Origin of the sequence: Peribacillus faecalis (assembly GCF_014712675.1) — a bacterium.
GTDB lineage: Bacteria > Bacillota > Bacilli > Bacillales > DSM-1321 > Bacillus_AD > Bacillus_AD faecalis.
This window is the reverse complement of sequence record NZ_JACXSI010000044.1, coordinates 1-22,226: the sequence shown is the minus strand read 5'-3', so window position 1 is coordinate 22,226 and position 22,226 is coordinate 1. Positions and strand designations below refer to the sequence as shown.

The window sequence follows — 22,226 nt, the reverse complement described above, 5'->3', positions numbered from 1 at the left end:
TTTCAACCGATTTTCCGTCCGCGGACAGTCGAAGGTTGAAAATGAAATGGGCATAGCATTAATGGCCGTGAATCTACGGAAGTTCGCGGCCAGCAGCTAAGAATTCATAGACAAAAACAGAAAAACGTGAAATGGAATTGTCCATTTCACGTTTTTCGTCATTTGAAGCTAGTTATGTCCCAGCCTCTTTTTGTATATAAACTCAATATGGTCAGTATTGGTTTTTTACCTGCCATGCTCGGTCCTAAGCTGCCTCCCCCAATAAACCAAGTTCGAGTTTCTCGTGTGATTCATCTTAGTCCTCCCGCATGTCTCCTTTTTCATTGGGGATAAATCAAGAAGTTTTAGTAAAAAGGACCGGTGCCGGTTTTTCGTATTGTCTAGCTGCAGCGGCCAGCTCCTCGAGGTCATAAGCCAATCCGTCCAGAAGGCCAAACCCAACCTTCTTACCGGCTTGTCTTATGCTAGTCGGAGCTGAGCAGGCCGCTTCCGCTTTTCGTATTGTCTAACCTTACACCTGCCATGCTCGGTCCTAAGCTGCCTCCCCCAAGAAACCAAGTTCGGGTTTCTCGTGTGATTCATCTTAGTCCTCCCGCATGTCTCCTTTTTCATTGGAGACAGATCAAGAAGTTTTAAATCAAAATGAAAAAGGACCGGTGCCGGTTTTTCGTAAAAAAAAACGACCCAGAAGGATCGTTTCAATTATGCGTTAAGACCGTTAAGTCTTTTTGCTAAACGTGATTGTTTACGAGCAGCAGCATTTTTATGGATAAGACCTTTGTTAGCAGCTTTGTTTAATTTAACAGAAGCAGCGATTAAAGCGTCTTTAGCGTTTTCGCTATTGTTTGCGATAGCAACTTCAGCGTTTTTAACTGCAGTACGCATAGCTGATTTAGTCGCGATGTTGTTCGCTCTTTTTTGCTCATTTGTTTTAACGCGTTTGATAGCAGATTTAATATTTGGCATTAGAGTGTCACCTCCTGTAATAGGAATCGAGGTTATATGAACTCGACTTTTTGATTTCATTTGTTAAGCAACAAAAATCATTCTAACAGACTGTCTTTTATATTGCAATACTAAATGCATTGTACACTATTTCTTATAAGAATGTAAAAGGATTTTTTCTATATTGAAAAAGAAATTTCTTAGCGCTGTCAGTTGCTTTTGCTAAAGCTGCATCGAATAATTCATGAATCTTACGGAAAAAATGAAGCAATAAATGCTTTTGGAGGGTTCCTATGGATCAAAAAATTCATTTTGCACAGTATGCAGTCCGGACAGATTTAGCGCTGGAGGCAAACGAAATGCTAATTGCCGAGAAATCAGTGTCAGGCGAGAAAAATATTTCTCGCATTGAGGGCGTTATTATTAAAGAGAAAACAAAAGACGACTTGAAAATCTCCTTAATCGAAGTGACAGAGCAAGGAGCGAAAGAAATCGGCAAAAAACCGGGAAGCTACTTAACGATAGAAGTGCAGGGTATACGATCGGGCGACAGCGATACGCAACAAGTGGTGGAAAATGTATTCGCTGAAGAATTTGGTTATTTTTTAAAAAAACTCCATATAAAAGACGATGCAAGCGCGTTAATTGTCGGACTTGGCAATTGGAATGTGACTCCGGATGCTCTTGGCCCTGCTGTAGTAGAGAATTTGATCGTCACCCGGCATTTGTTTGAGCTGGAACCTCAGACTGTTGCCGAAGGATACCGGCCGGTTAGTGCGATTTCTCCCGGAGTAATGGGATTAACAGGCATTGAAACGAGCGATATTATCTCAGGTGTCATCGAGAAGGTGAAGCCTGATTTTGTAATCGTTATCGATGCTTTGGCTGCCCGTTCTTTAGAGCGGGTCAATTCAACTATTCAAATTTCTGATACTGGCATCCATCCGGGTTCCGGGGTTGGTAATAAACGTAAGGAATTGAGTAAGGAAACACTTGGCATACCGGTCATTGCTATCGGAGTGCCTACTGTTGTCGATGCTGTTACAATCACAAGCGACACGATTGATTATATTTTGAAACATTTTGGCAAGGAATTGAAGGAAGGAAACCGGCCTTCTCGGGCGCTCGCTCCGGCGGGAATGACGTTTGGTAAACGGAAGCAGCTGACTGACGAGGATTTGCCCGGCGAAGAAGAGAGAAAGACCTTTATGGGCGTGATCGGTACGTTGGAGGAAGATGAAAAGCGCAAGTTCATTCATGAAGTGCTTTCCCCGCTTGGCCATAATTTAATGGTCACACCAAAGGAAGTGGATATTTTTATTGAAGATATGGCCAATCTTATTTCCAATGGCTTGAATGCGACACTTCACCAAGCAGTTAATCAAGATAATGTCGGTTTTCGTACGAAATAAATAGTAAGTATTAATAGTTCTACCTTTTCTAGCAAAGTCATATGTATTTACTAGACAAGCCTGGAAAGGGTGGGAGAATGAAGAAAAATACGTACTATAACAAAATCACTATTATTAGCGGTTCCCAAATTATTAAGGTAGTCTTATCTGTTATCGTCTTGCTATTGTTTGTATTTTCGGTAAGCGGATTGCTTACCTCTATGAAATCAGATTACAGACCTAGTTCGCAGTCGGTTAATGAAGCAGCTAGTTTATTCACAGGGAGGATGCTGTTTTCATTGTTAGGTTTGGAGAATGAGTATTTTACCGCTTCGCTGAAACAAGAGGAAAAACAAAATACGATTCCCGAGCAGTTGCTTAAATACTCGGCTAAAATTTCACTCGATGATCCTCGGAGCTTATTGGGGAAGGAATTGCCGGGGTTCTCTATTTTTGATTCGGAAATAATCATTGCCGGGGCGGATATGAATTATACGAATATGCCGTTTGAATCGGCTCCGCCTAATGATGCAGTTCCGACAGAAGACCCGGATCTGCAAAATGTTGACAGCATTGAAGAAACGGATCCCGGTGAACCTAGTCAAACCACAAACGGCAAGAAAGCGGTATTTATTTATCACTCCCATAATACAGAATCTTTTACGCCGTATTTAAAAGACTTGAAAAACATAAATCTGGCCCATCATTCTGAAGTGAATATAACGAGAGTCGGTTTGAAGCTGGGAGAAGCGCTTGAATCAAAAGGCATTGGAGCGACTGTCGATACGACAGATATTAATAAGATTTTGAACGAGAAAGGGTTAGGACATTCTAAATCCTACCAGGAATCGCGGACAGTTGTTGAAGCAGCGATGGCCGGCAATAATGATTTATCCTACTATATCGATATTCATCGTGATTCCAGAAGGAAAGATAAAACAACGATTACAATTAATGGTCAATCGTATTCGAAGCTTGCTTTCGTAGTCGGAGGGAAGAATGCCAAATATAGCAAAAACTTAGCGCTTGCCAAAGAGCTTCACTATGAAATCGATAAAAAATATCCAGGATTATCAGATGGTGTGATTGTAAATGCCGGAAGCGGGCAGAATGGTGTATATAATCAGGATTTATCGGAACATGCCATGCTGCTTGAAGTTGGCGGCGTCGATAATACATTTGAAGAATCTTACCGGACGATGGAAGCTTTTGCTGATGTGTTCAGTAAATATTATTGGGAGTCTAACCAAGCAGAAGAAGTGGATGCTTCATCTGAATGACGAATTAATAAAGGGTGATGATTATGTGGCGTTTTTGGCTAAAATGCTTCGGTATTATACTAATCTTTTTTGTAGGTGTGATGTTTGGTCTGCAAAAAGCAAGCAGCGGTTTAGTCAATATGCGCGGCTATGAAGATCCCGAACTGAATGCAGCCGTCAGCGTTGAACATGAGGAAGGCGTAGTGACTGCCGACATTCTGGGAGAGGATCTAGGCAGTCATGATTTAGAAGAGAAAAAGAAGAAGCTGGAGGAACTTAAGGCATTTAATGCTTTTTCGAACGTTGGTAAAAAAATCACGAACGGTATTCAGCAAGGCGTTACGAAAATTATTGAATGGGCAGTGCCTGAATAGTCCATTCTTTTTTTTATTCATTCTCTTTAAAGATTGTATGTCGTCCGGAGTGGAAATCAACTTTCACGTTATAGGCAGTTGCTTAATTGTTGATGCTAAATATTGAATGTTGCTTTTTTCATTGCTATAATGGAAACTAGTGTATTGTGTCGACTTACAGGAGTGAAGAGAATGAATAATGAAGAACGATTAAAAAGACAATCCAAGATTCGTAACTTTTCCATCATTGCTCATATAGATCATGGTAAATCTACTTTGGCTGACCGTATTTTAGAGAAAACGGAAGCTTTAGCACAGCGCGAAATGAAAGCGCAATTGCTAGATTCTATGGATTTGGAAAGAGAACGCGGAATTACAATCAAGCTGAATTCCGTTCAGTTAAAGTATAAAGCAAAAGACGGGGAAGATTACATCTTCCATTTGATTGATACGCCGGGACACGTCGATTTTACGTATGAAGTATCACGTAGTTTGGCTGCCTGTGAAGGAGCTATACTAGTTGTTGATGCTGCCCAAGGTATCGAAGCACAGACATTGGCTAACGTTTATTTAGCTTTAGACAACAATCTGGAAATTTTACCGGTTATCAATAAAATTGACTTGCCGAGTGCTGACCCGGAGCGTGTACGCCACGAAATCGAAGAAGTGATCGGTCTAGATGCTTCTGATGCGGTACTTGCTTCAGCAAAAGCGGGCATCGGTATCGAAGAAATTTTAGAGCAAGTTGTAGAGCTTGTTCCTCCGCCGCAAGGTGACCCTAGCGCGCCTTTAAAAGCGTTGATTTTTGACTCGCTGTACGATGCATATCGCGGTGTTGTAGCATACATCCGTGTTGTTGACGGCAGTGTCAAAGCGGGCGATAAGATCAAAATGATGGCGACAGGTAAAGAGTTTGAAGTTATTGAAGTTGGTGTATTCACACCAAAATCAACAGTCGTTGATGAACTGAATGTCGGAGATGTTGGTTACTTGACTGCAGCAATCAAAAACGTTGGAGATACACGCGTCGGTGATACAATCACAAACGCTAAAAACGGTGCTACTGAGCCACTTCCAGGTTACCGTACTCTAAATCCAATGGTTTATTGCGGTCTGTATCCAATTGATTCTGCTCGTTTCAATGACTTGCGCGAAGCACTTGAGAAGCTGCAATTGAACGATTCTGCACTTCAATTCGAGCCAGAAACATCTCAAGCATTAGGATTCGGTTTCCGATGCGGATTCTTAGGCTTATTGCACATGGAAATCATCCAAGAGCGTATTGAGCGTGAGTTCAAAATCGATTTGATTACAACAGCGCCTAGCGTTATTTATCGCGTAAATATGACGGACGGCTCAGAGGTTATTGTTGATAACCCATCCAACATGCCAGATCCGCAAAAAATTGAATCAGTCGAAGAGCCGTATGTAAAGGCTACGATGATGGCTCCAAATGAATTTGTCGGCGCGATTATGGAGCTTTGTCAGCAAAAACGCGGTATCTTCATTGACATGCAATATTTAGATGAAACTCGTGTAAGCATCGTGTACGAAATGCCGCTTTCAGAGATTGTATATGATTTCTTCGATCAGTTGAAATCAGGGACAAGAGGATACGCGTCGTTCGATTATGAATTAATTGGCTACAAGCCTTCTAAGCTTGTGAAAATGGATATTCTGTTGAATGCTGAAACGGTCGATGCGTTAAGCTTTATCGTTCACCGTGATTTTGCCTACGAGCGTGGTAAAGTAATCGTTGAGAAACTGAAAGACTTAATTCCAAGACAGCAATTCGAGGTGCCGGTACAGGCTGCGGTCGGTCAAAAAATCATTGCTCGTTCAACAATTAAAGCGATGCGTAAAAACGTATTGGCGAAATGTTACGGCGGTGACATTTCTCGTAAGCGTAAACTTCTAGAGAAACAAAAAGAGGGTAAGAAGCGTATGAAGCAAGTCGGCTCTGTAGAGGTGCCACAGGAAGCATTCATGGCTGTACTGAAAATGGACGATTCAGGTACGAAAAAATAATTATGAAAGAGAGGCTAGAAAAGGAAACTTTCACTAGCCTCTTTTCATATTTTTCGAAAGCGAACAGAAAAATGAAAGTGGTGAAGAGAATGATTAAGAGTGCATACATCCACATCCCTTTTTGTGAGCATATTTGTCACTATTGCGATTTTAATAAGATGTTTTTGAAAGGGCAGCCTGTGGAGGAATACTTGCAGGTACTGAAGAAAGAAATGGAGCTGGCTCTAAAGAAAGCGCCAACGTCTCATCTAGATACAATATATGTCGGCGGCGGAACACCGACTTCGCTAAATGAAGAACAGTTAATTTTTCTGTGCGAGACAATTAATGAAGTATTGCCATTTACGCACGATCAAGTCGAGTTTACTTTTGAGGCTAATCCGGGTGACTTATCGTTTGAAAAAATGCGCATTCTAAAAGAAGCGGGAGTAAACCGAATTAGTTTCGGGGTGCAATCGTTTAATGAAGAACTGCTGAAAGCGATTGGGCGCACACATAAGCCTGAAGATGTGTATACATCGATTGAAAAGGGAAGAAAGGCCGGTTTTGAAAATATTACGATAGATTTAATGTACGGCTTGCCGGGACAATCAATGCAAATGTTCAAGGAATCGATTCAGGAGGCACTGAAACTTCAGCTTCCGCATTACTCCAGCTATTCTTTAATTGTTGAACCGAAAACGGTCTTTTACAATATGATGCAAAAAAATAAATTGCACTTGCCGACACAGGATCTTGAAGCGGAAATGTATGAAGTATTGATGGAGGAAATGGAAAGAAACGGATTGCATCAATATGAAATCAGCAATTTTGCTAAAACGGGGTTTGAAAGCAAGCACAATACGACGTACTGGAACAATGAATACTATTATGGTTTTGGTGCTGGTGCCCATGGGTACGTTAACGGAGAAAGAGTTGGTAATTATGGTCCTTTGAAAAAATATATGGAGCCGATTCGAAATGGTCAGTTGCCATACATGAATGTGCACCCTGTGCCTGTGCATGAGCAAATGGAAGAAGAGATGTTTTTAGGGCTTCGGAAAATAGATGGCGTATCGCTTTCGACATTTACTGAAAAGTTTGGAAAACAAGCGATGGAGGTTTTTGCAGAGCCGATTCATGATTTGTTAAAACGCGGTCTCATTGAAGTGACAGAAGAAAGAATTTTTCTGACACAAAAAGGAAAACTCCTTGGAAACGAAGTGTTTCAAACCTTCATCGGAATTAGCTAAAACCGTTGACATTAATCCATCATTTTGATAACTTATTAATTAGATTTAGCACTCGCTAATATTGAGTGCTAACAGAGGTGATTAATATGCTAACAGATCGTCAATTGCTGATACTTCAAGTGATTATTGATGACTTTATTCGCTCAGCACAGCCGGTCGGCTCACGGAGCTTATCGAAGAAAAGTGATATATCCTTCAGTTCAGCTACTATTCGTAATGATATGGCGGATCTTGAGGAAATGGGCTTTATCGAAAAAACGCATACGTCTTCTGGGAGAATTCCGTCTGAAAAGGGTTATCGCTATTATGTCGACCACCTGCTGTCGCCTCGTCTCTTAAACATGGATGAGATGGATAAGCTTCGCTCGGTGTTTGTCGACAAAATATTTGAGCTCGAAAAACTTGTGCAAAAGTCTGCACAAATATTATCGGAAATTACCAATTACACAGCGATTGTACTTGGTCCGAAAGTAAGAGATAACAGATTGAAGAAGATTTCGCTTGTTCCCATTAATCCGGGATCGGCAGTTGCTATTATGGTGACGGATACGGGGCATGTGGAAAACAAATTAATCAATTTGCCCCCTGCGATTGATGCGGGTGAAATTGAGAAAATCGTCAATATTTTAAACGATCAGTTAGTTGGAGTGCCTTTGGTAGAACTTAGTTCGAAAATTCAAAATGAAGTGATTTCGCTTTTTATGAAACATTTTAATCATTACGAGAATATTATAGAAGCGTTGTCAGATTCACTTCGAATTGTACCGGACGAGAAACTGTTTTTTGGCGGTAAGACAAATATGTTAATGCAGCCGGAATTTCATGATATCGAAAAAGTCCGTTCGCTGCTGTCCATCATTGAACAGGAAAAAGAACTTTACAACATAATGAAGCAAAATCCAATCGGCGTTCACGTGAAAATTGGAAGCGAGATTCAAGATCCGGCCATGGAAAATTGCAGTCTGATTACAGCTACTTATTCTGTAGGTGAAGAGAATGTAGGTACAGTCGCAATTTTGGGTCCGACAAGAATGGATTACTCGTATGTGATTTCATTGCTGAATATGTTTTCTAAGGATTTCTCTACTGTTTTGACTAAACTGTATCAAAATGGATAGATGTGGAGATATTGAGGAGAGGGTATTGCCTTGTCGCTTTACCCTTTCGCTATGTATTTTCCCGCTAATATAGATATTTTTACTCTTTTAGGGAGGTGAGTATCATGTCAGAAGAAATGAAGAAAGACCTTCAAGCTGAAGAGTCACAAGCTGACAATGAAACTGTTGAAGAAATCTTCGAAGAAAAAGAAGATGGCCAAGAAAAATCATCGGAGCAACAGTTAGAAGAAGCAAACGCTCAAATTGCCAATTTAACAGCTAAAGTGGAAGAACAAGAAAACCGTTATCTTCGACTTATGGCTGATTACGATAATTCAAGAAGACGTTCAAAATTGGATTTGGAAGCGGCGCAAAAGTACCGTTCTCAAAATCTTGCGACTGATCTTATTCAGGCGATTGACAATTTTGAAAGAGCATTGGCGCTGCCGGCTGAAAATGAGGAAACAAAAAGCCTGCGTCAAGGTATAGAAATGGTATACAAAAGTCTTTTAGAAGCACTGAAAAAAGAAGGTGTCGAGCAGATTGAATCTGTCGGCAAAGAATTTGACCCGAACATTCATCAGGCAGTAATGCAAGTGAATGATGAGAACTTTGCTTCAAATGTGGTAGTTGAAGAGTTCCAAAAAGGGTATATGATCAAGGATCGCGTACTGCGTCCTGCAATGGTGAAAGTAAATCAATAATCGAAAGCAGTACATATAATTTAGGGAGGTAATTTTAAGTATGAGCAAAATCATTGGTATTGACTTAGGTACTACTAACTCTTGCGTATCCGTATTAGAAGGTGGAGAAGCAAAAGTTATCCCAAATCCGGAAGGTAACCGCACAACTCCTTCAGTTGTCGCGTTCAAAAATGGAGAAAGACAAGTAGGGGAAGTGGCAAAACGTCAGGCAATCACAAACCCTAACACAATCAGCTCTATCAAACGTCATATGGGTACAAACCATAAAGAGACTGTAGAAGGAAAAGAATATTCTCCACAAGAAATTTCAGCAATCATCCTTCAATATTTAAAGGGGTATGCAGAAGAATATCTTGGCGAAAAAGTAACAAAAGCGGTTATTACAGTTCCTGCTTACTTCAACGATGCTGAGCGTCAAGCAACTAAAGATGCAGGTCAAATCGCTGGTCTTGAAGTAGAACGTATTATCAACGAACCGACTGCAGCTGCGCTTGCATACGGTATGGATAAATTAGACGAAGATCAAACAATTCTTGTATTTGACCTTGGTGGCGGTACATTCGACGTTTCAATCCTTGAATTAGGTGATGGCGTATTTGAAGTTAAGTCTACAGCTGGTGACAACCGTCTAGGTGGAGACGACTTTGACCAAGTAATTATTGACTACTTAGTAGCTGAATTCAAAAAAGAAAACGGCATTGACTTAAGTCAAGACAAAATGGCGTTACAACGTTTGAAAGATGCAGCTGAAAAAGCGAAAAAAGATCTTTCAGGTGTAACATCTACTCAAATTTCATTACCGTTCATCACAGCTGGCGCTGCTGGTCCGCTACATTTGGAAGTAACACTTTCAAGAGCAAAATTCGAAGAGCTTTCTCATTCTCTAATCGAACGTACAATGGGACCTGTTCGTCAAGCGCTTAAAGATGCTGGCTTAACAGCTTCAGAAATCGATAAAGTATTATTAGTAGGTGGATCTACTCGTATTCCTGCAGTAGTTGAAGCTGTACGTAAAGAAATCGGCAAAGAGCCTTCTAAAGGCGTTAACCCGGATGAAGTAGTTGCAATGGGTGCAGCTATTCAAGGCGGCGTTATCTCAGGTGACGTTAAAGACGTAGTTCTATTAGACGTAACACCACTATCACTTGGTATCGAAACAATGGGTGGTGTATTCACGAAACTAATTGACCGTAATACAACAATCCCAACGAGCAAATCACAAGTATTCTCAACAGCTGCTGATAACCAACCAGCAGTAGATATCCATGTACTTCAAGGTGAGCGCCAAATGGCTGCTGATAACAAAACGCTAGGTCGTTTCCAATTAACGGATATTCCACCAGCACCACGCGGTATTCCGCAAATTGAAGTATCATTTGATATCGACAAAAACGGTATCGTTAATGTTCGTGCGAAAGATCTTGGCACAAACAAAGAGCAATCTATCACAATCAAGTCTTCATCAGGTTTATCAGAGGAAGAAATTGAACGCATGGTTAAAGAAGCGGAAGAAAATGCTGAAGCAGATGCGAAACGCAAAGAAGAAGCAGATCTTCGCAACGAAGCGGATCAATTAGTATTTACTACTGAAAAAACAATGAAAGAACTTGAAGGTAAAGTGGATGCTTCTGAAATCGAATCTGCAAACGCAGCGAAAGACGCTCTTAAAGAAGCAATCGAGAAAAATGATTTAGAAGAAATTCGCGCTAAGAAAGATGCTCTTCAAGAAATCGTTCAAAACTTGACTGTGAAACTTTATGAAGAAGCTGCTAAAGCTCAGCAAGCTGCTCAAGGCGAAGCTGGAGCTGAAGGTTCTGCTAAAGCGGATGATGATGTTGTCGATGCAGAATTTACTGAAGTAGACGATAAAGATAACAAGTAATACTGTAATATATTTAAGATGAGTGCGTAAAAAAGTCAAAGTCAAAGGTAATCGGCTTTGGCTTTTTTACACTACAACTATACATTTTTGAACTTAGTTGGCTGTCTACCTTATTCCTGCCATGCTCGGGGACTACAGGATGTAGGTCCATCGGCGTTGCCACACGACGTGGCACCTTTAGCCGATGTTCCTTTTATACGGTGCCGGCTAGGAAATCAAAGAGCGGATTTTCAAGCCTGCCTGTCTTAATTCATGTCTAGCTACAGCGGCTAGCCCCTCGAGGTCATAAGTCACCTCGGTTATGAAAACCAAGATCGGTTTTCATGAACCGATTCGCCTTATGCTAGTCGGGGATGAACGAGCCGCTTTCGCTTTTCGAGTCTGCCGCATGTTTCCTTTTTCATTGAGGTAAAATCAAGGAGTAAAAGCAAAATGAAAAAGACCGGTGACGGTTTTTCTAATTGCAACTACTGCAATCATAGTGTTAAAATAATTTTTATGTGAAGAAGCGGGAGTGAGTTGAAAGCTTATGAGTAAAAGAGATTATTATGAGGTACTGGGTGTCAGCAAAAGTGCTTCGAAAGATGAAATAAAAAAAGCATATCGTAAACTTTCAAAACAATATCATCCGGACATTAACAAAGAACCAGATGCGGATGAAAAATTCAAGGAAATTACAGAAGCGTACGAAGTATTAAGCGATGATCAAAAACGTGCGCAATATGACCAATTTGGGCATACTAATCCTAACCAAGGCTTTGGCGGCGGCGGCTTCAGCGGTGATTTCGGCGGCGGTTTTGGCGGTTTTGAAGATATTTTCAGTACGTTCTTCGGTGGTGGCGGCGGTGGTCGACGCAGAGATCCAAACGCCCCTCGTCAAGGTGCTGACCTTCAATATACGATGACAATTTCGTTTGAAGATGCTGTATTTGGTAAGGAAACAACAATTGAAATTCCTAGTGAAGAGAATTGCGATACATGTAAAGGTACAGGAGCGAAGCCTGGAACAAAAGTGGAAAATTGTTCGCACTGTAATGGATCCGGTCAAATCAATGTTGAGCAAAACACGCCATTTGGTCGTATCGTCAACAGAACTACTTGCCGTCATTGCGGTGGAACAGGTAAACATATTCCGTCAAAATGTACGACATGTCACGGTGCTGGTAAAGTTAAGAAGAGAAAGAAAATCAATGTTAAGATTCCAGCCGGCATCGATGACGGACAACAACTGCGCGTTGCTGGTAAAGGTGAGCCAGGTATTAACGGCGGTCCAGCAGGCGACTTATATGTAGTATTCCATGTGAAAGAGCACGAATTCTTTGAGCGCCACAATGACGATGTATATTGTGAAGTTCCATTAACATTTGCTCAAGCGGCTCTTGGTGATGAAATAGAAATACCAACATTGCACGGTAAAGTACAATTGACCATCCCGGCCGGTACGCAAACAGGTAAGAAATTCCGCTTAAAAGGTAAAGGTATACCTAATGTACGAGGCTATGGTCAAGGTGACCAGTATGTCATCGTTCGTGTTGTGACACCAAGCAAGTTGACTGAGAAACAAAAGCAATTACTGAAAGAGTTTGCTGAACTGAGCGGTGAGTCTGTTGATGAACAAGGCTTTTTCGCGAAGATGAAGCGCGCATTTAAAGGAGAATAAATCAAACAGGAGTTGGTAGTATTATGAAATGGTCTGAAATTGCAATCCATACAACAAATGAAGCAGTGGAGCCAATTACAAACATATTATACGAAGCGGGGGCTAGTGGCGTTGTAATCGAGGATCGCGAAGATCTTTTTAAAGAAAGAGAAGACCAGTTTGGAGAGATCTACCAGCTTAATCCTGATGATTATCCTGAAGAAGGCGTTGTAATGAAAGCATATCTTCCGGAAACAAGCTTTTTAGCGGAAACAGTCGACGGAATTAAAGAAGCAATCAACAATTTAGTGACTTATGATATTGATTTAGGATTAAATGCTGTAACGATCAGCGAAGTAAACGAAGAAGAATGGGCAACAGCCTGGAAGAAATACTATCACCCGGTGAAAATTTCTGAGCGATTCACAATTGTGCCAACCTGGGAAGAATATGAGCCGGTAAGCAGTGATGAATTGATTATTGAATTGGATCCGGGAATGGCTTTCGGAACGGGCACGCATCCTACAACGGTCCTTTGCATTCAAGCTTTAGAAAAAATGGTGAAAAACGGTGACAAGATTGTCGATGTCGGAACTGGTTCCGGAGTCCTAAGTATTGCTGCTGCTCTACTTGGCGCATCTCATATTGAAGCGCTTGATCTTGATGAGGTAGCTGTTCGTTCGGCTATCGAAAATGTTGAACTGAACAAAGTGCACCATCTTGTTAATGTATCACAAAACAACTTGCTGGATGGCATCACAGAACAGCAAGATTTAGTAGTAGCAAACATTTTAGCTGAAGTTATTATGAGCTTTACAGATGACGTTGCGACTGCATTAAAACCAGGCGGCATCTTTATTTCATCAGGCATCATTTCCCAAAAGAAAGATGATGTAAAAGAAGCCTTGATTCAATCAGGATTTGAAATCATAGAAACAATGCTTATGGAAGACTGGGTTGCGTTCATCGCTACAAAGAAATAAGTAGACGTTTTATGCCACGCTTTCACTTAAGTCATGATCGTTTGTCTTTATTAAGACCAGCGCACGGCTTATAGTATGGGAGTGTGGCTGCTTCATGTTTAACGGACTGCCTTTTAAGTGCAGAATGTAGATGAAGTATTCTTTTATAATCGCTCTGTACCCTTTCAGTATCGCCAAACAGAGCGTAATAATATAAGTAGGTGTTATCAATGCAACGATATTTCGTTTCGAATAAGCAATTGAAGGATACAATGATAGAAATCGATGGGAATGACTACCATCACATCGCCAATGTGCTCAGAATGAACCCAGGCGAGCAAATATTATGTGTCGTTGAGCAAAAGGGGACAGCTCTTGCTGAAATTGAAGAAATTTCCAATGAACTTGTTTTCGCCTCTGTTGTAGAATGGTTGAATGAAGAAAAAGAACTTCCAGTTTCCGTGACAATCGTCAGCGGTTTGCCAAAAGGTGATAAGCTTGAGTATATTGTCCAAAAGGGAACGGAGCTTGGGGCCGCATCTTTCATCCCATTCACAGCTGAGCGATCAATTGTGAAATGGGACGGGAAGAAGGCCAACAAGAAAATTGAACGATTGCAAAAAATTGCTAAAGAAGCGGCAGAGCAGTCGCATAGAACGATTGTTCCGAATGTGGAAACGCCGGTTACAATCCGTCAATTGGTCGATTTGGCGAAATCGTACGATACACTTCTGATTGCCTATGAAGAAGAGGCAAAGCAAAATGAACGAGCGACATTAAGCAAAACGCTGTTAAATATAGAAAAAGGTGCTTCGATTCTTGTCGTATTTGGACCGGAAGGCGGATTATCGCAATCTGAGGTCAATATATTGCAAGAAGCAGGATTTAAAGCTTGCGGATTGGGACCTCGAATATTACGGACAGAAACGGCACCTTTATACGTATTGGCTGCCATTTCGTATCAATTAGAATTAAATTAGTGGGGTGAAGAAAATGGCAACTGTTGCTTTTCATACATTAGGCTGTAAAGTTAACCATTATGAAACAGAAGCAATCTGGCAGCTATTTAAAGCAGAGAATTATGAACGTGTAGATTATGAATCAAAATCGGACGTTTATGTTATTAATACATGTACTGTTACAAACACAGGGGATAAAAAGAGTCGCCAAGTAATCCGAAGAGCAATCCGTCAAAATCCTGATGCGGTTATTTGCGTAACGGGCTGTTATGCGCAAACATCTCCGGCAGAAATCTTGGCTATTCCCGGAGTGGACGTTGTTGTAGGAACACAAGACCGTAATAAAATGATTTCTTACATTGAACAATTTAAAAAAGAACGCCAACCGATTAATGGTGTAGGCAATATTATGAAATCGCGTGTATACGAAGAGTTGGATGTTCCTGCTTTCACTGATCGTACGCGTGCGTCTTTGAAAATTCAAGAGGGCTGCAACAACTTCTGTACATTTTGTATCATTCCTTGGGCGCGCGGCTTAATGCGTTCTCGCGATCCGCAGGAAGTTATCCGTCAAGCACAACAGCTGGTTGATGCCGGCTATAAGGAAATTGTGCTTACAGGTATTCACACAGGCGGGTATGGAGAAGATATGAAAGATTACAATCTGGCAATGCTTCTTCGTGATATGGAAGAAAAAGTTGACGGCTTGAAACGTATCCGTATTTCATCGATTGAAGCAAGTCAAATTACTGATGAAGTAATTGAAGTGCTGAAAACATCGAAGAAAGTAGTAAGACACTTGCACATTCCGATTCAGTCAGGTTCAGATACAGTGCTGAAAAGAATGCGCCGTAAATATACAATGGAATTCTTTGGTGAGCGTCTGCGTAAACTGCATGATGCGTTGCCTGGGCTAGCTGTTACATCGGACGTTATCGTCGGTTTCCCAGGAGAAACAGAAGAGGAGTTCATGGAAACATACAACTTCATTAAAGAGCATAAATTCTCTGAGTTGCACGTATTCCCGTATTCAAAACGTACTGGCACACCTGCTGCTCGCATGGACAATCAAGTAGATGAAGAAGTGAAGAATGAACGTGTCCACAAATTGATTGCTTTAAGCGACCAATTGGCAAAAGAATATGCGTCACAATTTGAAAATGAAGTACTGGAAATCATTCCTGAAGAACGCTTCACAGATGAAGAAAATGGAACAGAAAATCTATTTGTCGGCTATTCAGATAACTATTTGAAAGTGGTATTCTTAGGTAGTGAAGATATGATCGGAGAGCTTGTGAAGGTAAAAATTACGAAAGCAGGCTATCCATACAATGAAGGCCAGTTTGTCAAAGTGATGAGTCCTCAAGATCAATCTTTATTAGAAGCATAATACTAAGGAGATTAGACTATGAATGAGAAAATCGCGCGTATGATCGACCATACAGTCTTAAAAGCAGATACGACTGAAAAACAAATTATTAAGCTTTGTGAAGAAGCGAAAGAATATCATTTTGCATCTGTATGCGTCAATCCGACTTGGGTTAAAAAGTCAGCGGAATTGCTTGCAGGAACAGACGTGAAAGTTTGTACGGTAATTGGCTTCCCATTAGGAGCAAATACTCCGGAAGTAAAAGCATTTGAAGTGACACAAGCAATTAAAGATGGAGCAACTGAGGTTGATATGGTTATTAACATCGGTGCTTTAAAAGATGGCAATAATGAACTTGTTGAACGTGACATTAAAGCAGTAGTGGATGCGGCTAAAGGCCAAGCGTTAACAAAAGTAATCATTGAAACATGCCTTCTGACAGACGAAGAGAAGGTCCGTGCTTGTGAACTTGCTGTTAAAGCAGGAGCTGATTATGTGAAAACTTCAACTGGCTTCTCTACAGGTGGAGCAACGAAGGAAGATATTGCTTTAATGAGAAAAACAGTAGGTCCTGATATAGGTGTGAAAGCTTCCGGCGGTGTCCGCAATGCGGCCGATGCTGAAGCGATGATCGCGGCAGGGGCTACTCGTATCGGCGCAAGTGCTGGTATTGAAATTGTTAAAGGATTAACAGCAGACAGCGATTATTAATTTTTTAGCCACGTTGAAGTGATAATTCACTCAACGTGGCTTTTTTTAGAAGGGAAAGAATGAATTTTTGAACGTGCGTTTACAGGTTGTCGGGTGCTCTCGAGTTGCGTGCAGGACTCTCATGGCTGCCTGACCGTTCTCAAATACGGAGTGACGACTCTCAAAAAATGCGGGACCGCTCTCAAATACGGAGCGACGACTCTCAAAAATTGCGGGACCGCTCTCAAATACGGAGTGACGACTCTCAAAAAATGCGGGACCGCTCTCAAATACGGAGCGACGACTCTCAAAAAATGCGGGACCGCTCTCAAATACGGAGTGACGACTCTCGAAAATTGCCTGACCGCTCTCAAATACGGAGTGACGACTCTCGAAAATTGCCTGACCGCTCTCAAATACGGAGTGACGACTCTCAAAAAATGCGGGACCGCTCTCAAATACGGAGCGACGACTCTCAAAAAATGCGGGACCGCTCTCAAATACGGAGTGACGACTCTCAAATCTTGCACGAACGCTCTCAAATCTCAAATCACTGCTCCCGAAGGCACCATCTTCAATAAAAAACGGTCTTTCATTAACAAATTGAGCAAAGATGAGGTGGAAAAGCAAAAAATGAACGGAAATTTAACCACTTTTCAGGGTTTTTTATGGATGTGGCCGTCCCTTCTGTTTTTTCGAGAATAGATTGGTACGAGTAAGCGCAACCAACGGCGATTTTCCCTTAGATTTTGGGACCATGAAGCCGATTTATAAAAGAGCTGAACTGTTTGACAAAAGGCAACGCTATAATGGAACAAATCACATTGAAAATGACGCTTGCATGAGCTAATTGCACGGGCTTTTCATCAGTAAAAAAGGCAGCGGCAGCCTGCAATTGTTCTATAAACGGATAAAAAAGGGCGACTCCAATAATATTCAGCCATATATGGGCATACGCCGTCAATTTGGCGTTTGCTCCAGCGCCGATACTTGCCATATAGCCTGTTACACAAGTGCCGATATTTGATCCGAGCATTAAAGCGATGCCGGCTGTTACCGACATTTCACCGCCTGCGATAAAACCCATGGCAATCGCGATTGTAGCTGTCCCGGAATGAATGATGGCAGTAAGAATTGCACCGGCAATAATTGCGATGAGCATATGCTGCTCCAGATGCGATAAAACTTGTCCGAAGAACGGATATCCGGAAAGTGGTTTAGCTAATGATGTAAAACCTTGAATTGAGAAAAAAATTAAAAATAAACCGAACACTGATTGTCCAATTGGACGCAATTTGTTAAATAGCATAAGCGTGAATCCGATAAAAAGTCCGGGTGGAATCCATTCTTTTATGGAGAAGCTCATGAATTCAGCGGTGACAGTTGTGCCGATATTGCTTCCTAAAATGATGCCGATGCTTTGAGGAAAAGTAAGTGCGCCTACAGAAACAAGCCCGACAGTCATTACCATCAGCGCTGAACTGCTTTGAAGGATGGCGGTGAAAATCATGCCGGTCATAAAGCCTTTAAAGGTAGTGGAAGTGAGAACTTGCAGTTTGCTCTTCAATTTGTCGCCGGTCAGTTTAAATAATCCGCCTCTTAATAGTCTCATCGCCAATAAAAATAAAAGGATGTATATAAAAAATAATGATAATGCAAGCATGTAATCTCCTCCTGAAACTATCTTATTTTCGTTTCACAAGGACATGCTAAAAAATCTTATATTTTTGGAATGAAATACCGGTGAAACTTGCGATTATCAATTTTTGAGATTTAGTTGACCTTATATTATCCTTATATTATAATTGTAAGGTACATGATATGTATTGTGTATATTCTTGAGTTAGTGTGTTGTGTTCGGAGGGAGGGATAGAGATGTCTAAAACTGTAGTTCGTAAAAACGAATCACTTGAAGATGCTCTTCGTCGCTTTAAACGCACTGTATCTAAAACTGGTACATTGCAGGAAGCTAGAAAGCGCGAATTTTATGAAAAACCAAGCGTAAAACGTAAGAAAAAGTCTGAAGCTGCTAGAAAACGTAAATGGTAAGAGAGGGTGGGTATATGAGTCTTCTCGAGCGATTAAATAATGACATGAAACAAGCGATGAAGAACAAGGAAAAAGACAAGCTTTCTGTTATTCGCATGCTTAAAGCAGCTTTGCAAAATGAGGCGATTAAGCTTGGTAACAAAGAATTAACAGAAGACGAAGAATTGACTGTCCTTTCTCGCGAATCAAAACAACGCAAAGACTCTCTCCAAGAGTTTTCAAATGCTGGTCGTGATGACCTCGTTGAAAAAATCCGTACAGAAATCAAATACGTTGAACTATATATGCCTCAGCAACTTACGGAAGAAGAAGTAACTAACATTGTTAAAGAAACCATTGAAGCTGTTGGAGCTAAGTCCAAGGCAGATATGGGTAAAGTTATGGGAGCGCTTATGCCGAAAGTTAAAGGAAAAGCTGACGGTGCTCTTGTAAATAAATTAGTACAACAACATCTATCTTAAACTCGTTTAAAAACCACAAGTAATTTCTTGTGGTTTTTAAATTTTTATCGGCTAGTTTTTGTAGTGTATGTACAAAATCGGAATGCTATTAAATAAACTTTCGTAAAAAATGAAACTTATATATAAGTTAATCGTATGGTTTAATAAGGATCTTGAAAGGAGGTTTCGTAATTGCGTAAACGCTTTCCTTTATTTTTTCTTCTCCTGCTTTTGGCATCTTGTTTGCTGCCTTTTCAGACCCAGGCGAAAGAAGATGTTGTATATGTGGCACCCCTTGAAAACACAGTTGAAAGCGGGCTGTATTCGTTTTTAGAACGAGCCATATCAGTTGCGGAGGAGAATGGAGCAACTGCCATTATATTTAAAATCAATACTCCGGGAGGCCTGGTATCGGCAGCTGAAGATATAGGTAAGCTTTTCTCGGATACGTCTATTAAAACGATTGCATGGGTTGATAATCGTGCCTTATCAGCGGGGGCGTATATTGCTCTGAATGCTGATGAAATATATATGGCTCCGGGTTCGACGATGGGGGCTGCAGCCATTATTACAAGTGACGGAAATGCAGCTGATCAAAAGGCGCAATCTGCATGGCTGGCAGCGATGGAAAGTGCGGCAGAGCAAAATGGAAGAGACCCGAGATATGCGATGGCGATGGCAGATGCTTCTGTTCAATTGCCTGGCGGGTTAAGTGACGGCGGTCTGTTGACGCTTACTGAAAAAAGCGCCTATAATGTCGGTTACAGCGAAGGAACCGTCAGTAACCTGGATGGCTTGCTCGAGGAGATTGGTCTCGAAAATGCCGAAGTCAGAGATATTGAAGAAACATTTGTTGAAAAGCTGGCAAGATTTTTAACGAATCCGGTTGTAATTCCGTTTTTATTAACAATAGGTATCCTTGGACTGGTAATTGAGCTGTTCAGTCCCGGTTTTGGTATTCCGGGCGTAGTCGGACTTACTTCTCTGGCACTCTACTTTTTTGGTCATATGGTAGCTGGGCTTGCCGGTTATGAAGTCTTGCTGTTATTCATTCTCGGACTGATTTTCATACTATTGGAGTTTTTTGTCCCGGGCGGCATACTCGGCATACTTGGTATGAGTGCGGTAGTCGGAAGTTTGTTCATGGCCGGGGAGAATAATGCGTTAATAGCGGTATCATTATTAATCGCTATTATGGTATCCTTAACAGTATCTATCCTATTGGTAAAGGTGTTTAATAAAAATATGAAATTTTTTAAAAAAATGGTATTAAAAGATGCTACGACCACTGAAGAAGGCTATGTTTCGAATGTTAATCGAGTCGAATTGCTAGGCAAAATCGGTACAGCGTTAACACCTCTTCGTCCTGCAGGAATTGCCAACATTGATGATGAACGTGTCGATGTAGTGTCGGAAGGAAGCTTTATCGATAAAGATAGCGAAGTAATTGTTGTAAAAGTGGAAGGATCAAGAATTGTAGTAAGAGAAAAGAAAAAATCTTAGGAGGTTTGATTGATGGTAATAGGTACTCAATCAATTTTGTTAATAGTTGCGATTGTTGCAGCTGTTATACTATTGTTCGTATTTTTCACATTTGTTCCGGTAATGCTGTGGATTTCAGCATTGGCAGCCGGTGTTAGAGTTAGTATTTTAACATTAATCGGGATGAGATTGCGCCGTGTTATTCCTAGTCGTGTAATCAATCCGCTTATTAAGGCTCACAAAGCAGGTTTACCGGTTACGACGAATCAACTGGAAAGTCACTATTTAGCAGGCGGTAATGTTGACCGTGTTGTAAATGCTCTAATTGCAGCTCAACGCGCGAATATTGAGCTTACTTTCGAAAGAGCGGCAGCAATTGATTTGGCTGGTCGTGATGTTCTTGAAGCCGTACAAATGAGCGTTAATCCAAAAGTTATTGAAACACCTTTCATTTCTGGTGTGGCTATGGATGGTATCGAAGTAAAAGCAAAAGCGCGTATTACAGTGCGTGCTAATATTGAACGACTTGTCGGTGGTGCGGGTGAAGAAACAATCGTAGCCCGTGTAGGTGAAGGGATTGTATCGACAATCGGTTCTTCTGTTGATCACAAGAAAGTACTTGAAAACCCGGACTTGATCTCACGTACAGTGTTAGCAAAAGGTCTTGATTCTGGTACAGCGTTTGAAATTCTGTCGATTGATATCGCGGACGTTGATATAGGCAAGAACATCGGTGCGATGCTGCAAACGGACCAAGCGGAAGCGGATAAAAATATCGCCCAGGCGAAAGCGGAAGAACGCCGTGCAATGGCGGTAGCGCAAGAGCAAGAAATGCGTGCGAAAGTAGAAGAGATGCGCGCGAAGGTTGTGGAAGCAGAGGCAACTGTACCGTTAGCTATGGCTGAGGCTCTTAAAAACGGCAATATTGGCGTTATGGACTATATGAATATCCAAAATATCACGGCAGATACAGAGATGCGTGACTCAATTAGTAAGGGATCTGCCGGGGACAATCCGAAAAAATAAAGTTAATATAGTCTAAGAAAGGGGGATGCCTCCTTAGATGGAACATTTGTTTAATTTAATTTTTGATAATTTATGGGTTGTCATCATTCTGCTCGGATTAGTGAGTTCGCTGTTTGGAGGAGACAAAAAACAGCAAAAGAAGAAGCCTTTTTCTGAAACGACACAAATGCCTACGATGACTCGTTCTCAGCAGCCAAAGATGGAACAAAAGCCGCAGCAAGTAAAGAAAGTGCAAGAAGTTGCTGCGAAAAGTCTCAATAAAGATTCGGTCAAAGAAGAACTGTCCGCAGCTCAAACTTATTTGGCTGAAAGGGCAGCGATGCTTCAGCAAAAGCAAAAGGAAATGCCAGCGCGGAAGCCTTTAGAAACTCATCAAAGAACTGAAAAAGAAGCAGTGGCCCGAGGGACATTCAGTCAAAATGAGGTTGTGAATGGGGTCATTATGGCCGAAATATTGGGTGCTCCACGAGCGAAAAAACCTTATTCACAATCAAGAAGATAAGCCAGAAAAATTTTATTTAAAATAAAAGACTCCTGAAAGTAAAATGTACCCTATAGAGTAGACACTTATAAAAAAGTCTACCTATAGGGTACTTTTTTGTATAATGAAAAAAAATGAGAACGGGGAAAATCTAGAATGAGTACAAAGACATTTACAGAGAAAGAGATTAATGCACTTTCTCGTAATCCTTATGTTAAATCTGTTGGTTCGAAGGGGA

21 protein-coding genes are annotated in these 22,226 nt (G+C 41.1%); 18 read left to right on the top strand and 3 right to left on the bottom strand.

Annotation, left to right across the window (positions count from 1 at the left end; translation table 11 throughout):
* Positions 1-702: 702 nt before the first annotated feature.
* Positions 703-966: a 30S ribosomal protein S20 gene (rpsT, locus tag IEO70_RS15525; RefSeq protein ID WP_190999286.1), complete on the bottom strand. Its 264-nt coding sequence runs from the start codon at positions 964-966 to the stop codon at positions 703-705.
* A 272-nt stretch (positions 967-1,238) separates the two neighbouring features.
* On the opposite strand from rpsT, the gene gpr reads away from it, so the two are divergent.
* The 13 genes from gpr to deoC all read left to right on the top strand — a co-directional run bounded on the left by gpr (position 1,239) and on the right by deoC (position 16,531).
* On the top strand, positions 1,239-2,357 hold the full coding sequence (gpr, locus tag IEO70_RS15520) for a GPR endopeptidase (RefSeq protein WP_190999285.1): 1,119 nt from the start codon (positions 1,239-1,241) through the stop codon (positions 2,355-2,357).
* A 77-nt stretch (positions 2,358-2,434) separates the two neighbouring features.
* Positions 2,435-3,616: a stage II sporulation protein P gene (gene spoIIP, locus IEO70_RS15515; RefSeq protein WP_190999284.1), complete on the top strand. Its 1,182-nt coding sequence runs from the start codon at positions 2,435-2,437 to the stop codon at positions 3,614-3,616.
* A 23-nt stretch (positions 3,617-3,639) separates the two neighbouring features.
* Positions 3,640-3,969, top strand: coding sequence for a DUF3679 domain-containing protein (locus tag IEO70_RS15510; RefSeq protein WP_190999283.1), 330 nt, complete (start codon positions 3,640-3,642; stop codon positions 3,967-3,969).
* 171 nt (positions 3,970-4,140) lie between these two features.
* Positions 4,141-5,976 carry a translation elongation factor 4 gene (lepA, locus tag IEO70_RS15505; protein ID WP_190999282.1) on the top strand — a complete coding sequence of 612 codons (1,836 nt, stop codon included), beginning with the start codon at positions 4,141-4,143 and terminating at the stop codon, positions 5,974-5,976.
* 89 nt (positions 5,977-6,065) lie between these two features.
* Positions 6,066-7,208 (top strand): radical SAM family heme chaperone HemW, encoded by a 1,143-nt coding sequence (hemW, locus tag IEO70_RS15500; RefSeq protein ID WP_190999281.1) that lies wholly within the window; start codon positions 6,066-6,068, stop codon positions 7,206-7,208.
* An 86-nt stretch (positions 7,209-7,294) separates the two neighbouring features.
* Positions 7,295-8,326, top strand: coding sequence for a heat-inducible transcriptional repressor HrcA (gene hrcA / locus IEO70_RS15495; protein WP_190999280.1), 1,032 nt, complete (start codon positions 7,295-7,297; stop codon positions 8,324-8,326).
* A 104-nt stretch (positions 8,327-8,430) separates the two neighbouring features.
* The gene (gene grpE / locus IEO70_RS15490; protein WP_190999279.1) at positions 8,431-9,009 is read left to right on the top strand and encodes a nucleotide exchange factor GrpE; all 579 of its coding nucleotides are present in this window, start codon (positions 8,431-8,433) and stop codon (positions 9,007-9,009) included.
* A 40-nt stretch (positions 9,010-9,049) separates the two neighbouring features.
* Positions 9,050-10,891, top strand: coding sequence for a molecular chaperone DnaK (gene dnaK / locus IEO70_RS15485; protein WP_190999278.1), 1,842 nt, complete (start codon positions 9,050-9,052; stop codon positions 10,889-10,891).
* A 529-nt stretch (positions 10,892-11,420) separates the two neighbouring features.
* Complete coding sequence (dnaJ, locus tag IEO70_RS15480; RefSeq protein ID WP_190999277.1) at positions 11,421-12,551, top strand: molecular chaperone DnaJ; 1,131 nt, start codon at positions 11,421-11,423, stop codon at positions 12,549-12,551.
* 23 nt (positions 12,552-12,574) lie between these two features.
* Positions 12,575-13,513, top strand: coding sequence for a 50S ribosomal protein L11 methyltransferase (gene prmA / locus IEO70_RS15475; RefSeq protein WP_190999276.1), 939 nt, complete (start codon positions 12,575-12,577; stop codon positions 13,511-13,513).
* 209 nt (positions 13,514-13,722) lie between these two features.
* Positions 13,723-14,472, top strand: a complete 750-nt coding sequence (locus tag IEO70_RS15470; protein WP_190999275.1) for a 16S rRNA (uracil(1498)-N(3))-methyltransferase — start codon at positions 13,723-13,725, stop codon at positions 14,470-14,472.
* A 13-nt stretch (positions 14,473-14,485) separates the two neighbouring features.
* Complete coding sequence (gene mtaB / locus IEO70_RS15465) at positions 14,486-15,841, top strand: tRNA (N(6)-L-threonylcarbamoyladenosine(37)-C(2))-methylthiotransferase MtaB (RefSeq protein ID WP_190999274.1); 1,356 nt, start codon at positions 14,486-14,488, stop codon at positions 15,839-15,841.
* Between the two features lie 18 nt (positions 15,842-15,859).
* Entirely contained in the window at positions 15,860-16,531 is a 672-nt protein-coding gene (gene deoC, locus IEO70_RS15460) for a deoxyribose-phosphate aldolase (RefSeq protein WP_190999273.1), read from the top strand.
* A 45-nt stretch (positions 16,532-16,576) separates the two neighbouring features.
* Here deoC and IEO70_RS15455 read toward each other — a convergent pair whose 3' ends face one another.
* Positions 16,577-17,059 carry a hypothetical protein gene (locus tag IEO70_RS15455; RefSeq protein WP_190999272.1) on the bottom strand — a complete coding sequence of 161 codons (483 nt, stop codon included), beginning with the start codon at positions 17,057-17,059 and terminating at the stop codon, positions 16,577-16,579.
* A gap of 193 nt (positions 17,060-17,252) precedes the next feature.
* Complete coding sequence (locus tag IEO70_RS15450) at positions 17,253-18,173, bottom strand: Na/Pi symporter (RefSeq protein ID WP_190999271.1); 921 nt, start codon at positions 18,171-18,173, stop codon at positions 17,253-17,255.
* Between the two features lie 212 nt (positions 18,174-18,385).
* On the opposite strand from IEO70_RS15450, the gene rpsU reads away from it, so the two are divergent.
* From rpsU to IEO70_RS15425, 5 genes are all read left to right on the top strand, one after another.
* Positions 18,386-18,559: a 30S ribosomal protein S21 gene (gene rpsU, locus IEO70_RS15445; RefSeq protein ID WP_026692851.1), complete on the top strand. Its 174-nt coding sequence runs from the start codon at positions 18,386-18,388 to the stop codon at positions 18,557-18,559.
* Between the two features lie 14 nt (positions 18,560-18,573).
* Complete coding sequence (locus tag IEO70_RS15440; RefSeq protein WP_190999270.1) at positions 18,574-19,020, top strand: GatB/YqeY domain-containing protein; 447 nt, start codon at positions 18,574-18,576, stop codon at positions 19,018-19,020.
* 171 nt (positions 19,021-19,191) lie between these two features.
* Positions 19,192-20,502 (top strand): NfeD family protein, encoded by a 1,311-nt coding sequence (locus IEO70_RS15435; RefSeq protein ID WP_190999269.1) that lies wholly within the window; start codon positions 19,192-19,194, stop codon positions 20,500-20,502.
* 12 nt (positions 20,503-20,514) lie between these two features.
* Positions 20,515-21,507 (top strand): flotillin-like protein FloA, encoded by a 993-nt coding sequence (gene floA / locus IEO70_RS15430; protein ID WP_190999268.1) that lies wholly within the window; start codon positions 20,515-20,517, stop codon positions 21,505-21,507.
* Between the two features lie 37 nt (positions 21,508-21,544).
* Complete coding sequence (locus IEO70_RS15425; RefSeq protein ID WP_190999267.1) at positions 21,545-22,009, top strand: cell envelope integrity protein TolA; 465 nt, start codon at positions 21,545-21,547, stop codon at positions 22,007-22,009.
* Positions 22,010-22,226 lie beyond the last annotated feature (217 nt).

Bases quoted from the DNA above. Each gene is read 5' to 3' on its own strand.
- rpsT (WP_190999286.1), bottom strand. From the start codon at position 966: ATGCCAAATATTAAATCTGCTATCAAACGCGTTAAAACAAATGAGCAA.
- gpr (WP_190999285.1), top strand. From the start codon at position 1,239: ATGGATCAAAAAATTCATTTTGCACAGTATGCAGTCCGGACAGATTTA.
- spoIIP (WP_190999284.1), top strand. From the start codon at position 2,435: ATGAAGAAAAATACGTACTATAACAAAATCACTATTATTAGCGGTTCC.
- IEO70_RS15510 (WP_190999283.1), top strand. From the start codon at position 3,640: ATGTGGCGTTTTTGGCTAAAATGCTTCGGTATTATACTAATCTTTTTT.
- lepA (WP_190999282.1), top strand. From the start codon at position 4,141: ATGAATAATGAAGAACGATTAAAAAGACAATCCAAGATTCGTAACTTT.
- hemW (WP_190999281.1), top strand. From the start codon at position 6,066: ATGATTAAGAGTGCATACATCCACATCCCTTTTTGTGAGCATATTTGT.
- hrcA (WP_190999280.1), top strand. From the start codon at position 7,295: ATGCTAACAGATCGTCAATTGCTGATACTTCAAGTGATTATTGATGAC.
- grpE (WP_190999279.1), top strand. From the start codon at position 8,431: ATGTCAGAAGAAATGAAGAAAGACCTTCAAGCTGAAGAGTCACAAGCT.
- dnaK (WP_190999278.1), top strand. From the start codon at position 9,050: ATGAGCAAAATCATTGGTATTGACTTAGGTACTACTAACTCTTGCGTA.
- dnaJ (WP_190999277.1), top strand. From the start codon at position 11,421: ATGAGTAAAAGAGATTATTATGAGGTACTGGGTGTCAGCAAAAGTGCT.
- prmA (WP_190999276.1), top strand. From the start codon at position 12,575: ATGAAATGGTCTGAAATTGCAATCCATACAACAAATGAAGCAGTGGAG.
- IEO70_RS15470 (WP_190999275.1), top strand. From the start codon at position 13,723: ATGCAACGATATTTCGTTTCGAATAAGCAATTGAAGGATACAATGATA.
- mtaB (WP_190999274.1), top strand. From the start codon at position 14,486: ATGGCAACTGTTGCTTTTCATACATTAGGCTGTAAAGTTAACCATTAT.
- deoC (WP_190999273.1), top strand. From the start codon at position 15,860: ATGAATGAGAAAATCGCGCGTATGATCGACCATACAGTCTTAAAAGCA.
- IEO70_RS15450 (WP_190999271.1), bottom strand. From the start codon at position 18,173: ATGCTTGCATTATCATTATTTTTTATATACATCCTTTTATTTTTATTG.
- rpsU (WP_026692851.1), top strand. From the start codon at position 18,386: ATGTCTAAAACTGTAGTTCGTAAAAACGAATCACTTGAAGATGCTCTT.
- IEO70_RS15440 (WP_190999270.1), top strand. From the start codon at position 18,574: ATGAGTCTTCTCGAGCGATTAAATAATGACATGAAACAAGCGATGAAG.
- floA (WP_190999268.1), top strand. From the start codon at position 20,515: ATGGTAATAGGTACTCAATCAATTTTGTTAATAGTTGCGATTGTTGCA.
- IEO70_RS15425 (WP_190999267.1), top strand. From the start codon at position 21,545: ATGGAACATTTGTTTAATTTAATTTTTGATAATTTATGGGTTGTCATC.